Genomic DNA, 14002 nt, shown 5'->3' with positions numbered 1-14002 from the left:
CCTGAACACCTTCGACACCCTGCTGGTTGCCAACCGCGGCGAAATCGCCTGCCGCATCATCGAATCCGCGAAGAAGCTGGGACTGCGCACCGTGGCCGTCTTCTCCGAGGCGGACCGCGGCGCCAAGCACGTCCGGCTCGCCGACGAAGCCGTGCTCCTGGGGCCCGCCCCGGCCAAGGAGTCCTACCTCCGGGTCGATGCCATCCTGGACGCCGCCAAGGCCACCGGTGCCGGCGCCATCCACCCCGGCTACGGCTTCCTGTCTGAGGACGCAGCCTTCGCCGAAGCGGTGGAAGCCGCGGGCCTGGTCTTTGTTGGCCCCACCCCGGAGCAGCTGCGCATCTTCGGCACCAAGCACACCGCGCGCGACGCCGCCCGGGCGGCCGGGGTGCCGATGATCGCCGGTTCCGGGCTGCTGGAGGACGTGGATGCCGCCGTCGAAGCCGGCAGGACGATCGGGTTCCCGCTGATGCTCAAGGCCACCGGCGGTGGCGGCGGCATCGGCATGACGGTGTGCCGCTCCGAGGCGGAACTCGCCGAAAGCTTTCCCCGCGTGGCCCGCCTGGCCGGCGCCAGCTTCGGAACCGCCGGGGTCTTCGCCGAGCGGTACGTGGAGAACGCACGGCACATCGAGGTCCAGGTCTTTGGCGACGGCGAAGGCCGGGTGGTGAGCCTGGGCGACCGTGACTGCTCGCTGCAGCGCCGCCACCAGAAGGTCCTTGAGGAAGCTCCGGCCCCGGACCTGCCCGAAGACCTCCGCGCGGAACTGCACCGCACCTCACGGGCGCTCTGCGCCTCCCTTAAGTACCGCTCCGCGGGCACAGTCGAGTTCGTCTACGACTCCGCCCGCCGGGAAGCCTCCTTCCTGGAAGTCAACGCCCGCCTCCAGGTGGAGCACCCCGTGACCGAGGCCGTCACCGGCGTTGACCTGGTGGAGTGGATGCTCCGCCTGGCGCAGGGCGGGAGCGCAGGGCACGCGGTGCTGGAGAACGTGCCGGAGGCACTGCCCGTCACCGGCCACGCCGTGGAAGCCCGCCTCTACGCCGAGGACCCGGCCCGTGGGTTCCAGCCCAGCGCCGGAACCGTTACCAACGCCGCCTACCCCGCGGCGGGGGAAGCCCGGGTGGACGCCTGGGTGGAAACCGGCACGGAAGTCTCCACCAACTACGATCCCCTCCTGGGCAAGATCATCACCTCCGGTGCCAGCCGCACGGAGGCCTTTGACCGCCTGGCCGCAGCCCTGGAAAACACCCGGATCGACGGCATCGAGACCAATCTGGGCATGCTCCGTGCCGTGGGCGGCCTGGATGTGGTCCGCAGCGTGCAGCACTCCACCAGCACCCTGGACTCCGTGGGGGATCCGGAACCGCGCATCACCGTGAACCGCCCCGGCCTGCAGACCAGCGTGCAGGACTGGCCCGGCCGCACCGGCCTTTGGCAGATCGGTGTCCCGCCCAGCGGCCCCATGGATGACCTGTCCTTCCGCCTGGGCAACACCGCCCTGGGCAACCCGGAGGGCGCGCCGGGCCTGGAGTTCACCATGACCGGTCCCAGCCTGACCTTCACGCACTCCACCACCGTCTGCGTTACCGGGGCGGACGTCACGGTGACGGTTGACGGCGCGGAGGTGGCCGCCTGGACGCCCGTCGTCGTTCCGGCAGGTGGAACGCTCGACGCCGGCACGGCCACCGGGAACGGCCTGCGGGGCTACATCCTGTTCCAGGGCGGCCTGGATATCCCGCAGTACCTGGGCAGCGCCTCCACCTTTACGCTCGGGCAGTTCGGCGGCCACGCCGGGCGGGTCCTGCGCGCCGGCGACGTCCTCCGCGCGGTGAAGTCCGCCGTCGAACAAGCCCCCGGCAGTGCGGTGCCCCTGGACAGCCGCCCTGCCCTTACCTCCACCTGGGAACTGGCCGTGGCCGAAGGCCCGCACGGCGCCCCCGAGTTCTTCCAGCGCGAAGATATCGAAGAACTGTACGCCGCGGAGTACGAGGTGCACTTCAACTCCGCCCGCACCGGCGTGCGGCTCATTGGCCCCAAGCCCCGCTGGGCCCGGACCGATGGCGGCGAGGCAGGCCTGCACCCGTCCAACATCCACGACACCGCCTACTCCGTGGGGGCCCTGGACTTCACCGGCGACACCCCGATCCTGCTCGGCCCGGACGGCCCGAGCCTTGGCGGTTTCGTCTGCCCCGTGACCGTGGTGACGGCCGAACGCTGGAAGCTCGGCCAGCTCCGGCCCGGAGACAAGGTCCGGTTCGTGCCCATCACAGCCGGCCAGGCGCCGTCGGCCAAGGACCTGGGTCCGGGCCGCCAGCTGGTCCTCCCGGGGGATGCTGACTGGTCAGCGAACCCGTCCCCGGCAGCTCAGGCGGCTGGCCGCCCCGGCCGCCCCGTCCGCGGGGATGGCGACGACGGCGTGCTGGGCAGGGTGCCGGAAGGTTCCGGCCGGCCCGCGGTCACCTACCGCCGGTCAGGAGACGACAACCTGCTGGTCGAATACGGCGAGATGGTGCTGGACCTTGGCCTGCGCGCCCGGGTCCACGCCCTGCACCAGCACATTGAGGCGCTCCGCGTACCCGGCATCGTGGACCTAACCCCGGGCATCCGCTCCCTGCAGATCAAGGTGGACCCATCCGTCCTGTCCACCACGCGGCTGCTGGACCTGGTCCAGGACATCGAGGCCGCCCTGCCGGCGAGCTCCGAACTGGTGGTTCCCAGCCGTACGGTCCGGCTGCCGCTGTCCTGGGATGATCCCGCTACCCGCGAGGCTATAGAGCGGTATATGGCAGGCGTCCGGGACGACGCCCCGTGGTGCCCGTGGAACATCGAGTTCATTCGCCGCATCAACGGCCTGGATTCGGTCAACGACGTTTTCGACACCGTCTTCAACGCCGAGTACCTGGTCCTCGGCCTCGGAGACGTGTACCTGGGCGCGCCGGTGGCCACCCCGCTGGACCCGCGGCACCGCCTGGTCACCACCAAGTACAACCCGGCCCGGACCTGGACGCCGGAAAACGCCGTGGGCATCGGCGGGGCGTACATGTGCATTTACGGCATGGAAGGCCCCGGCGGTTACCAGTTCGTGGGGCGCACCACCCAGGTGTGGTCGCGCTACGCGGATTCCGCCCCGTTCGAGCCGGGATCCCCGTGGCTGCTCCGCTTCTTCGACCGGATCTCCTGGTACCCCGTCAGCCCGGAGGAACTCCTGGACCTGCGCGCCGACATGGCAGCCGGACGCGGCCGTGGCGTGGAGATCGAGGAGGGAACCTTCTCCCTGGCCGAGCATGAGGCGTTCCTGGCCGAAAACCGTGACTCGATCGAGCTGTTCCGGGAAAAGCAGGGTGCCGCCTTCGCGGTGGAACGCCAGGCGTGGGCCGACGCCGGCGAGTTCGACCGCGCGGAGGCTCTGGCCGCCGTCGTGGCCCCTTCAACGGATGACGTGGTGGTTCCCGACGACGGCGCACTGGTCTCCGCACCCTTCGCCGCCAGCGTCTGGAAGGTGGACGTTGCGGCCGGGGACCACGTGGTCAAAGGCCAGCCGCTGGTGTCCCTGGAGGCCATGAAGATGGAAACCGTCCTGGCGGCGCCCTGCGACGGTGTGGTGCTCCGCGTCCTGCCCACCGCAGGTTCGCAGGTGGTGGCCGGCGAGGCAGTGGTGGTCCTGGGCGCCCCCGCTGAGCCTGCAGCGCTGGAAACTCTGGAACTGGAAGAGGCAGCAGTATGAGCACCACAGCCACCGGCAACACCACCCGGCGCGTCAAGGCAGCGCTCGCCGCCATCGAAGCAGCGGACCGGCCCGAAATCTGGATCACGCTCCGCGGCGGGGACGATCTCCTGGCCGAGGCAGCATCCATCGACGCCGCAGTGGCCGGCGGCGCAGACCTCCCGCTGGCCGGGCTCCTGCTCGGCGTGAAGAACAACGTGGACGTGGCAGGCATCCCCACCACGGCAGCGTGCCCCGGCTTTGCGTACATCCCGGACAAGGACGCCGAAGCCGTGGCCCGCCTCCGCTCCGCGGGGGCGCTGGTCCTGGGGGCCACCAACCTGGACCAGTTCGCCACCGGGCTGGTCGGCACGCGGAGCCCTCACGGCGCCGTGCGCGATTCCCGCCGCACGGACCACATCTCCGGCGGGTCCAGTTCCGGGTCCGCGGTGGCCGTGGCACTGGGACTGGTGGACATCGCCATCGGTACTGACACCGCCGGCTCCGGCCGCGTCCCTGCCGGGCTGCAGGGCATTGTGGGGATCAAAGCCACCCTGGACGTCGTTTCCACGGCCGGCGTGGTTCCCGCCTGCCGGTCCTGGGACGCCGTCACCATCTTCGCCCGGGACCTGTCCACCGCTGAACTCGCCATGGGCGTCATGGCCGGCAACTCCCGCGCCTGGCCCACGGACGTCCGGCTGGCCGCGCCGTCACGGCCCCGCGTCGCGTATCCGGCCACCCTGCCGGCCCTTCCGCCGGCCTGGGCAGCCGAGTTTGGGCGGCACATCGACCGGCTCACGGCCTCCGGTGTGGAAACAGCACCCATCGAATTCGACGACTTCCTCCAGGCGGCACGGCTGCTGTACGACGGCGGCCTGGTTGCCGAACGCCACGCCGCCGTGGGCAGCTTCCTTGAGGAGCACGACGCCGGCGCGGAAAGCCATGCGGGGATCGATCCCACGGTGGGGCGCATCATCCGGGCGGCCGGCACAGTGCCCGCCCACCAGTACGTGGCCGACACCGCCCGGCTGCAGGAACTGAAATCCAGGGCCATGGCGCGGCTGAAGGGCTTCGACGCCCTGCTCATCCCGACGGCGCCGTTCCACCCGACGCTTGCCGAAGTGGCAGCGGATCCGGTGGGCGTGAACTCCCTGATGGGCACCTATACCAACTTCTGCAACCTGTTTGACCTGTGTGCAGTGGCAGTTCCTGCCGGAGAGGTGGACGGCGCCCAGTTCGGGCTCACCGTGGTGGGCCGGACCTTCGATGACGCCGTGGCCGCGGACATCGCCCGCCGCATCGAAGCCACCCCCGCCCCGCCTGCGCTCTTCGCCGCCGCGGCGGTGCCGGGCGGTGCACGACCGGAGGCAACCGCAGGAGCCAGCCAGCCGTCGTCGTCCGTTCCCTGGCCGGTGGCCGCGGGGGCACCGGCGCTGCCGCTGGTGGTGGTCGGCGCGCACCGCAAGGGGCAGCCGCTGGCGCAGCAGCTGGAGGAGCGCGGCGCATTCTGGGACGGCCCGGTCCGGACGGCTGCACGATACCGGATGGTGGCGCTGGATACAGTGCCGCCCAAGCCGGGCGTCTACCGGTCCGACGACGGCGCCGAACTGGTGGGGGAGCGGTGGCTGCTGTCACAGGCCGCCCTGGGGACGTTCCTGACGGACCTCCCCGAACCCATGCTGCTCGGTTCCATTCAGCTCGCCGACGGGTCCACCGCCGTCGGGTTCGCCTGCGACGCCGTTGCCGCCGAACGCGGGGAGGACATCACCGCCTGGGGCGACTGGCTGGCCGACCGCAGCGTGGCGCCGGCGCCGCGGACGGTATGGCGGGACCTCGGCGAGGCTGCGCTCGCCGGGTTCAGCCGCGGCGAACGGGGATAGCGTCAGGAGTGTCCGGGCGGGGCTTCCCGTCTGGACCTTCGTCCTTGAAGTATGCCGAGATGTCCGTCACCAGTTCCTTCACGGCCGCTGGTATGGAGCCGTGGAAGCACTTGGGGGACAGCTGGTAGGTGCTCCCCGGCACAGCGGCGTGGAGCCGTTCCGCCGTCACCCTGTAATAGCTGGGACTCTTTCCGCCTGCCATGAAGTGGGTTCCGGCGGGCAGCACGCTGAAGTCCCTGGCGTGGTCCTTTTCGTCGTACGCGGCCCTGAGCTCTCCCACACCGCTGGGCATGACCTGCTGGAACATCCTGTTGACCTTGGTCCGCGACAACACCGCCATCAGGCCGGCCAGGACCGGTTCCGGAATCCTGGCCATGGCTGAACCCGGGCTGGTGGCCTTCTTCATGTGCGCCAGCGCGTGACCCACCCTGCCGTTGTTCACGGCGTCCTCGAATCCGTCCAGCCATGCGGTGTCGATGCTGCCGTCGATGTTCACCGCCGCGTCGTACACGGCGAGCTTGTCCGGGACGAACCCGGTCCCGGTGAACTCCTGGACGGCGTTCAGTGCCACCGAGCCACCCAGGCTGTGGCCCAGGATATTCCGGGCGCCGGTGGCTGTGAGCACAGTGCGGACATCCTCGATTTCGGTGGCCATGGAGTAGTCCGCGGGCTGTCCGGACGAGTTGCCCCGGCCCCGCCGGTCATACACGTCAACAGCCCAGCCGTCGCCCAGGCCCTTGGCCAGCTCAATCGAGAACGGGCGGTAGATCAGCGCCGTGAGGAACGCGCCGCCGATCACCAGCACCCGCTTTTCGCCCGGGGCATCATCGGTGCCGTAGCTGTACAAAGCCAGCCTGCCGCCGTCGTGCGTTGGAAGTACCCGTTCTTTCACCCGCCCATCCTAGGGCGCAAGCCTGCGGGGAAGCTGAAAGTCCGGGCAGCCAATGCCCGGTAAACTTGATGATTGTGACTTCCCAAAACACCCCCGCGCCCAAGAATGCCCAAGAGCCCATCGACGCCAGCGAGCAGATGCGGATCCGCATGGAAAAGCGCGCCAAACTTCTTGAGCGCGGCACGGAGGCGTACCCCGTGGGAGTGGAACGCACGCACTCCCTGGCCGAGATCCGGGAAAAATACGCCCACCTCGAGGCGGACGACACCACCGGCGACATCGTAGGCGTCACCGGCCGCGTGGTCTTTGTCCGCAACACCGGAAAGCTTTGCTTCGCCACCCTGCAGGAAGGCGGCACCGACGGTAAGGGAACGCGCCTGCAGGCCATGCTGAGCCTGGCCAACGTGGGCGAGGAAGCCCTCGCCGACTGGAAGGCCCTGGTTGACCTGGGCGACCACGTCTTCATCAAGGGCGAGGTCATCTCCTCCCGCCGCGGCGAACTGTCCATCATGGCCGAGTCCTGGTCCATGGCCTCCAAGGCACTGCGCCCGCTGCCCGTCCTGCACGCGGAACTCAACGAGGAAACCCGCGTCCGCCAGCGCTACGTTGACCTGATGGTCCGGGACGAGGCCCGCGAGATGGTCTACACCCGCGCGGCCATCACCCGGTCCATCCGCGAAACGCTGTTCCGGCACCGCTACGTGGAAGTGGAAACGCCCATCCTGAACCTGGTCCACGGCGGCGCCCTGGCGCGTCCGTTCGAGACCCACATGAACGCCTTCGACCAGAAGATGACCCTCCGCATCGCCACCGAGCTGTACCTCAAGCGCGCCGTGGTGGGCGGAATCGACCGCGTCTACGACATGGGCCGCGTGTTCCGCAACGAAGGCGTGGACTCCACCCACAGCCCCGAATTCACCACACTTGAGTGCTACGAGGCCTGGGCGGACCAGTTCGTCATGGCCGAGCGGATCAAGGAAATCATCCTCGACGCCGCGGACGCCGTGGGTGCCGGACGCGTCCTGCAGACCGAGGCGGGGGAGATCAACCTCGACGGCGAGTGGACCTGGCTGGCCGTCTACCCCGGACTGTCCGACGCCGTTGGGCAGGAAATCACCCCGGACACCTCCGCTGAGGTGCTTCGGGAAATCGCGGCTAAGCACGAGGTCAAGGTTGATCCCAAGTGGGACGCCGAGAAGCTGGCTGTGGAGCTCTTCGGTGAGATCGTGGAGCCCACCCTGCTGAACCCCACCTTCGTCTACGACTACCCGCCCTCCGCGCAGCCGCTGGCCCGCCCGCACCGCGAGGACGGCCGCCTCATCGAAGCCTGGGACCTCATCATCGGCGGCATGGAGCGCGGCACCGCCTTCTCCGAACTGATCGACCCCGTCATCCAGCGCGAACGGCTCACCGAACAGTCCCTGCACGCCGCTGCCGGCGACGTCGAGGCCATGCAGCTTGACGAGGACTTCCTGCGCGCCCTCGAATACGGCGCTCCTCCCATGGGCGGCATCGGCCTGGGCATCGACCGGCTGGTGATGCTCTTCACCGGAGCCGGCATCCGCGAAACCATCCTGTTCCCCCTGCTGAAGCCCGAAGGGCACTGACCATGGAATACGTAGCAGTCATTCTTCCCTCCCTCGTGGTGGGCCTGCTTTTCTGGTTCGCCATGAAAGCAATCTTCAACGCGGACAAGGCAGAGCGGCAGGCGGAAGCCCGCGCCCAGGCCGAAGCGGATTCCCTCGCGGTGCAGCCCACGGAGCAACCGGGTTCGGAATCCAAATAGATAAACCCCCTGCTTTCCGGTTTTATCCCCAAGGAACCATTAGGCGCTTTGACGCGTTGCCAAGATAAGAGTCATACTTTTTTATGGGAAACATCCTGCTTTTCTGAAAACCGAACTTTCCAGCAAGAGGAAGACCTAAATGGCACAGAAAGTAAACATCATCCTCGTTGATGATCTGGATGGGGGATCCGCAGACGAGAATGTTAAGTTTGGCCTCGACGGGGTCAACTATGAGATTGACCTGTCGGCAGCCAATGCCGCTGAACTCCGGTCTTCATTGGAGAGGTTCACCACTGCCGCGCGCAAGGCATCCGGAGGCCGCGTCCAGCGGGCCAAGGCAGCCACGGGAGGCCGCAGCCACGACTCGGCGCAAATCCGGCAATGGGCGCGGGATAACGGCTACACCGTTAACAGCCGCGGCCGAATTCAGGCCGAAATCCAGGAAGCCTACCAAAAGGCAAATTCCTAGGACTGCCTTTAGCTCCGCCGAAACCCCGCTACCGCCGCCAGGCGGGGCGGGGTTTTTCATTTTGAGTAATTACTGCTACGGAAGGCCTTCGCACAGGGTCCTTTGGCCCAATTGTGCCGTTGCGCATGAACGGGTGCTGCCGGCCATTATTCGCTTGGCCGTGAGCGCTCCGGCCAGCGCCTTGCCCGGGGCTGCCCCGTCTTTGCTGGCCCGGTCCACAGTGCCGCAGCTGGCCGCCGCCGTTATTCCCGCAAGGGGCGCGGTTTCCCCTGTGGCGAACACGCTCCACAACTCAGGGGCGGCCACGTAGCATCAAAGTACGTCGTAGCTAGGAGTGTGGCGAAATGTTTGAGCGATTTACGGACCGTGCCCGTCGCGTAGTTGTGCTTGCCCAAGAAGAGGCACGCATGCTGAACCACAATTACATCGGTACCGAACACATCCTCTTGGGTCTGATCCATGAGGGTGAGGGCGTTGCCGCCAAAGCTCTTGAGTCTTTGAGCATTTCGCTCGACGGCGTTCGCGAGCAGGTGCAGGAGATCATCGGACAGGGCCAGCAGGCTCCCTCCGGCCACATCCCCTTCACCCCCCGTGCCAAGAAGGTACTGGAGCTCTCGCTGCGCGAAGCCCTCCAGCTGGGCCACAACTACATCGGCACGGAGCACATCCTGCTCGGCCTCATCCGCGAGGGTGAAGGCGTTGCCGCACAGGTTCTGGTCAAGCTCGGCGCCGACCTCAACCGGGTCCGCCAGCAGGTCATCCAGCTCCTCTCCGGCTACCAGGGTAAGGAAACCACCGGCGCAGGCGTCGGCGGCGGACAGCCTGAAGGTGCCCCTGCCGGTTCCGTGGTCCTGGACCAGTTCGGCCGCAACCTGACCCAGGCTGCGCGCGAGAACAAGCTGGACCCGGTCATCGGCCGTGAGCAGGAAATGGAACGCGTCATGCAGGTCCTTTCCCGCCGCACCAAGAACAACCCGGTCCTCATTGGTGAGCCCGGCGTCGGCAAGACCGCCGTCGTCGAGGGCCTGGCCCAGGCGATCGTGCGCGGCGACGTCCCGGAGACCATCCGCGACAAGCAGCTGTACACCCTGGACCTCGGTTCCCTGGTGGCAGGCTCCCGCTACCGCGGTGACTTCGAAGAGCGCCTGAAGAAGGTCCTCAAGGAGATCCGCACCCGCGGCGACATCATCCTGTTCATCGATGAGATCCACACCCTGGTGGGTGCTGGTGCCGCCGAAGGCGCCATTGACGCAGCCTCGATCCTGAAGCCCATGCTGGCCCGCGGCGAGCTGCAGACCATTGGCGCCACCACCCTGGATGAGTACCGCAAGCACATCGAGAAGGACGCCGCGCTGGAGCGCCGCTTCCAGCCGATCCAGGTCAAGGAACCCTCCGTGGCCCACGCCATCGAGATCCTTAAGGGCCTGCGCGACCGGTACGAGGCACACCACCGCGTCACCATCACCGACGGCGCCCTGGCGTCCGCCGCCAGCCTGGCCGAGCGCTACATCTCTGACCGCTTCCTGCCGGACAAGGCCATCGACCTGATCGATGAAGCCGGTGCCCGACTGCGCATCCGCCGCATGACCGCTCCGCCGGAGCTCAAGGCCATGGACGAGCGCATCGCCAAGCTGAAGATGGAGAAGGAATCCGCCATCGACGCCCAGGACTTCGAAGGGGCAGCTTCGCTCCGCGACAAGGAGCAGAAGATGATCTCCGAGCGGGCGGAGAAGGAGCGCCACTGGAAGTCCGGCGGCATGGATGACATCTCCGAGGTGGATGAGGATCTCATCGCCGAGGTGCTGGCCAACTCCACCGGCATCCCCGTCTTCAAGCTGACCGAGGAAGAGTCCTCGCGCCTGCTCAAGATGGAAGAGGAACTGCACAAGCGCGTGGTGGGCCAGGATGAGGCCATCAAGGCACTGTCCCAGGCCATCCGCCGCACCCGTGCAGGGCTGAAGGACCCCAAGCGCCCCGGCGGCTCGTTCATCTTCGCCGGCCCCACCGGCGTCGGCAAGACCGAGCTCGCCAAGGCACTCGCGGAGTTCCTGTTCGGTGAAGAGGACGCCCTCATCACGCTGGACATGTCCGAGTACTCCGAGAAGCACACCGTTTCGCGGCTCTTCGGTGCCCCTCCGGGCTACGTGGGCTACGAAGAGGGTGGCCAGCTGACCGAGAAGGTCCGCCGCCGTCCGTTCTCCGTGGTGCTGTTCGACGAAGTGGAGAAGGCCCACGCGGACCTCTTCAACTCGCTGCTGCAGATCCTGGAAGACGGCCGCCTGACCGACTCCCAGGGCCGCGTGGTGGACTTCAAGAACACCGTGATCATCATGACCACCAACCTGGGTACCCGGGACATCTCCAAGAGCGTTGCCACCGGCTTCCAGTCCGGCACCGACACGCAGACCGGCTACAACCGCATGCGTGCCCGTGTCACGGAGGAACTGAAGCAGCACTTCCGCCCCGAGTTCCTGAACCGTGTTGACGACGTCGTGGTGTTCCCGCAGCTCACGCAGGACGAGATCATCGAGATCGTGGACCTGTTCGTGACCCGCCTGGAGAAGCGCCTCAAGGACAAGGACATGGGCATCGAGCTCACCAAGGCCGCCAAGGTGCTCCTCGCGACCCGCGGCTACGACCCCGCCATGGGTGCCCGGCCGCTGCGCCGCACCATCCAGCGCGAGATCGAGGACCAGCTCTCCGAGAAGATCCTCTTCGGCGAGATCCACACCGGCGACATCGTCGTGGTGGATGTCGAAGGCGAAGGCGACGACGCGAAGTTCACCTTCGCCGGCAACGCCAAGCCGCGCATCCCGGAAATCGCCCCGAGCGTCTAAGCGCCACAGCCAAAGCCCCGCCACTCCCACAAGGAGCGGCGGGGCTTTCGCTTTGCCGCCTCTCGCCCGGCACAGGCGGCCCGTACCCGCATAACCGGTGGTGTCCGGCAACGGTTATGCGGGCCAGGGCCGTCCATAGCGTTGGGCTGTCCGTGGAACTGAGAGTGGCGGCTGTGCTCCAGGCCACAAAGCGTGTTGAATCGGGGCATGGCTAACCAGAATCCGGCGATCCCGGACGAGCAACCACTGACCCCTTTCCACGACCTCGACCACTACCTGTCCATCCCGCGGGTAAGCGGCCTCGCCCTGAGCCCGGACGGCTCCCGCCTGGTGACCACCGTCGCCACCCTGAACGGAAAGGGCACCGAGTTTGCCACCGCCCTGTGGGAGCTGGACCCGGCCGGCCAGAAGCACGCCCGGCGCATCACCCGCAGCGCCAAGGGCGAAGCAGGCGCGGCTTTCGCCGCGAACGGCGACGTCTACTTCACGTCCGCGCGCCCCGACCCGGACAGCCCCGATGAAGAGGCGGTCAATGCACTGTGGCTCCTTCCAGCAGACGGTGGGGAAGCCCGCGTGGTCCTCAGCCGGCCCGGCGGCGTCAGCAAGGTGATGACCGCCAGGAACGCTGATGCGGCATTCGTGGCAGCCGAGGTACTGGCAGGGTCGGCCGATGAGGAGGACGACGCCGAACGGCGCAAATCCCGCAAGGACAGGAAGGTCTCCGCCATCCTGCACAGCGAATACCCGGTCCGCTACTGGGACGCCGACCTTGGCCCCGGCCAGCCGCGGATCTTCGCCGTGGAAGCCGGGGCAGACAAGGGGCCCGGCAAGCCCACAACCGTTGACGCCACAGCTCCCCTGGTCCTGCGCAACCTCACGCCCGACGCCGGCCCGCGGCTGAGGGAGGCCGAGACAGTGGTCAGCCCCGACGGGAAGACCGTCTACAGCAGCTTCACCAAACCCCTCGCCAAGGCGGACAGCCGCTCCGTCCTGGTGGCGGTGGATGTGGCATCGGGCAGCCTCAAAGTGCTCCTGGACCAGGAGGGCATGAGCTATTTCCCGGGTCCGGTCAGCCCGGACGGCAAGACCCTGGTGGTGATCAGTGAAAGCGACTCCACCCCGCAGCAGGCTCCAGAGGTCAGGATGCACCTCCTGGACGTCTCCGGGGGAGCAGGGGAGCCCGGCGGCCTCCAGCCACTGGCCCATGACTGGGACCGCTGGCCCAGGCCGGCAGCGTGGCTTCCGGACGGTTCCGCCCTCCTGGTCACGGCGGACGACGACGGCGCGTCGCCGGTCTTCCGGGTCAGCGTTCCGGCGGCTGCCGCCGAGGTGGGTGTTGCCCGGGTGACGCAGGACGCGGCGGCCTACTCCGACGTCGTTGTTTCGCCGGAGGGGCGCTATGCCTACGCGCTGCGCAGCTCCTACGAATTCCCGCCCGAAGCTGTGCGGATCGATGTGGCCACCGGGGAAACCACCCGGCTTCCAGCCCCTGCCGACCGGCCGTCCCGCCCGGGCCGGCTGGTACGGATCGCCGCCACGGCTCCGGACGGCTCCCGGGTTCCGGCCTACCTTGCCCTGCCCGAGGGCGCATCAGCAGGGGAACCCGCGCCGATGCTGCTCTGGATCCACGGCGGCCCCCTGGGATCCTGGAACGCCTGGACCTGGCGGTGGAATCCCTGGCTCCTGACGGCGAAGGGCTACGCGGTGCTGCTCCCGGACCCGGCATTGTCCACGGGCTACGGCCAGGCCTTCATCCAGCGCGGCTGGGGTGCCTGGGGCAAGGCGCCGTTCACCGACCTCATGGCCGTCACGGACGCGGCGGTGGAGCGGTCGGACATTGATGAGGCCCGGACTGCTGCGATGGGCGGCTCCTTCGGCGGGTACATGGCCAACTGGGTGGCGGGCAACACGGACCGGTTCAAGGCCGTGGTCACCCACGCCAGCCTTTGGGCGCTGGACCAGTTCGGACCCACCACGGATGCCTCGCAGTACTGGCTGAAGGAAATGACCGAAGAGATGGCGCTGGAGAATTCACCGCACCTGCACGCCGGGAAGATCAGTTCGCCCATGCTGGTGATCCATGGCGACAAGGACTACAGGGTGCCCATCGGGGAGGGCCTGCGGCTCTGGTACGAGCTGCTGTCCAAGTCGCGGCTGGCGGCAGACCAGGACGGGCAGACCCCTCACAGGTTCCTCTACTTCCCGGACGAGAACCACTGGGTCCTCCAGCCGCAGCACGCCAAGGTCTGGTACCAGGTGGTGGAGTGGTTCCTGGCGAAGAACGTCCTGGGCAAGGAGACCGAGCTGCCGGCCGAGCTGGGGCTGTAATTTCCCGCCAACAGGCGCAAGGCGTCGATCGCCGGGGAAGATTGCGAGGCGAAGGGGGCTGGGGCATTTACGTAGCGTGCGTCTAAGCGAGGAACGAGCGAGCA

The 14002-nt window shown here is 67.8% G+C and carries 8 protein-coding genes; 7 read left to right on the top strand and 1 reads right to left on the bottom strand.

The window, feature by feature from the left end:
• Position 1: 1 nt before the first annotated feature.
• On the top strand, positions 2-3727 hold the full coding sequence (gene uca / locus BACI349Y_RS18670; protein WP_159635924.1) for an urea carboxylase: 3726 nt from the start codon (positions 2-4) through the stop codon (positions 3725-3727).
• Positions 3724-5586: an allophanate hydrolase gene (gene atzF, locus BACI349Y_RS18665; protein ID WP_159634318.1), complete on the top strand. Its 1863-nt coding sequence runs from the start codon at positions 3724-3726 to the stop codon at positions 5584-5586. Before uca ends, atzF begins: the two co-directional genes overlap by 4 nt.
• On the opposite strand, the gene BACI349Y_RS18660 is transcribed toward atzF, so the two are convergent.
• Entirely contained in the window at positions 5564-6478 is a 915-nt protein-coding gene (locus BACI349Y_RS18660) for an alpha/beta fold hydrolase (protein ID WP_159634315.1), read from the bottom strand. The two genes, atzF and BACI349Y_RS18660, sit on opposite strands and share 23 nt — an antisense overlap.
• A 68-nt stretch (positions 6479-6546) precedes the next feature.
• Between BACI349Y_RS18660 and lysS the strand changes: the two genes are divergently transcribed.
• The 5 genes from lysS to BACI349Y_RS18635 all read left to right on the top strand — a co-directional run bounded on the left by lysS (position 6547) and on the right by BACI349Y_RS18635 (position 13898).
• A complete protein-coding gene (lysS, locus tag BACI349Y_RS18655; protein WP_159634312.1) occupies positions 6547-8085 on the top strand; it encodes a lysine--tRNA ligase in 1539 nt (512 codons plus the stop codon).
• A 2-nt stretch (positions 8086-8087) separates the two neighbouring features.
• Positions 8088-8264, top strand: coding sequence for a hypothetical protein (locus BACI349Y_RS18650; RefSeq protein ID WP_201302477.1), 177 nt, complete (start codon positions 8088-8090; stop codon positions 8262-8264).
• 139 nt (positions 8265-8403) lie between these two features.
• Complete coding sequence (locus BACI349Y_RS18645; RefSeq protein WP_159634309.1) at positions 8404-8733, top strand: histone-like nucleoid-structuring protein Lsr2; 330 nt, start codon at positions 8404-8406, stop codon at positions 8731-8733.
• A 344-nt stretch (positions 8734-9077) separates the two neighbouring features.
• Complete coding sequence (locus tag BACI349Y_RS18640) at positions 9078-11570, top strand: ATP-dependent Clp protease ATP-binding subunit (RefSeq protein ID WP_159634306.1); 2493 nt, start codon at positions 9078-9080, stop codon at positions 11568-11570.
• Positions 11571-11777: 207 nt separating this feature from the next.
• On the top strand, positions 11778-13898 hold the full coding sequence (locus tag BACI349Y_RS18635; protein ID WP_159634304.1) for a S9 family peptidase: 2121 nt from the start codon (positions 11778-11780) through the stop codon (positions 13896-13898).
• Positions 13899-14002 lie beyond the last annotated feature (104 nt).

It is taken from the genome of Arthrobacter sp. 8AJ (assembly GCF_902506025.1).
In the GTDB taxonomy this organism is placed as follows: Bacteria; Actinomycetota; Actinomycetes; order Actinomycetales; family Micrococcaceae; genus Arthrobacter.
This window is presented reverse-complemented; position numbering and strand designations above follow the sequence as displayed.

What these genes read in the sequence shown, in the direction of transcription:
- BACI349Y_RS18635 (WP_159634304.1), top strand. Translation starts at nt 11,778, where the DNA reads ATGGCTAACCAGAATCCGGCGATCCCGGACGAGCAACCACTGACCCCT.
- BACI349Y_RS18640 (WP_159634306.1), top strand. Translation starts at nt 9,078, where the DNA reads ATGTTTGAGCGATTTACGGACCGTGCCCGTCGCGTAGTTGTGCTTGCC.
- BACI349Y_RS18645 (WP_159634309.1), top strand. Translation starts at nt 8,404, where the DNA reads ATGGCACAGAAAGTAAACATCATCCTCGTTGATGATCTGGATGGGGGA.
- lysS (WP_159634312.1), top strand. Translation starts at nt 6,547, where the DNA reads ATGATTGTGACTTCCCAAAACACCCCCGCGCCCAAGAATGCCCAAGAG.
- BACI349Y_RS18650 (WP_201302477.1), top strand. Translation starts at nt 8,088, where the DNA reads ATGGAATACGTAGCAGTCATTCTTCCCTCCCTCGTGGTGGGCCTGCTT.
- atzF (WP_159634318.1), top strand. Translation starts at nt 3,724, where the DNA reads ATGAGCACCACAGCCACCGGCAACACCACCCGGCGCGTCAAGGCAGCG.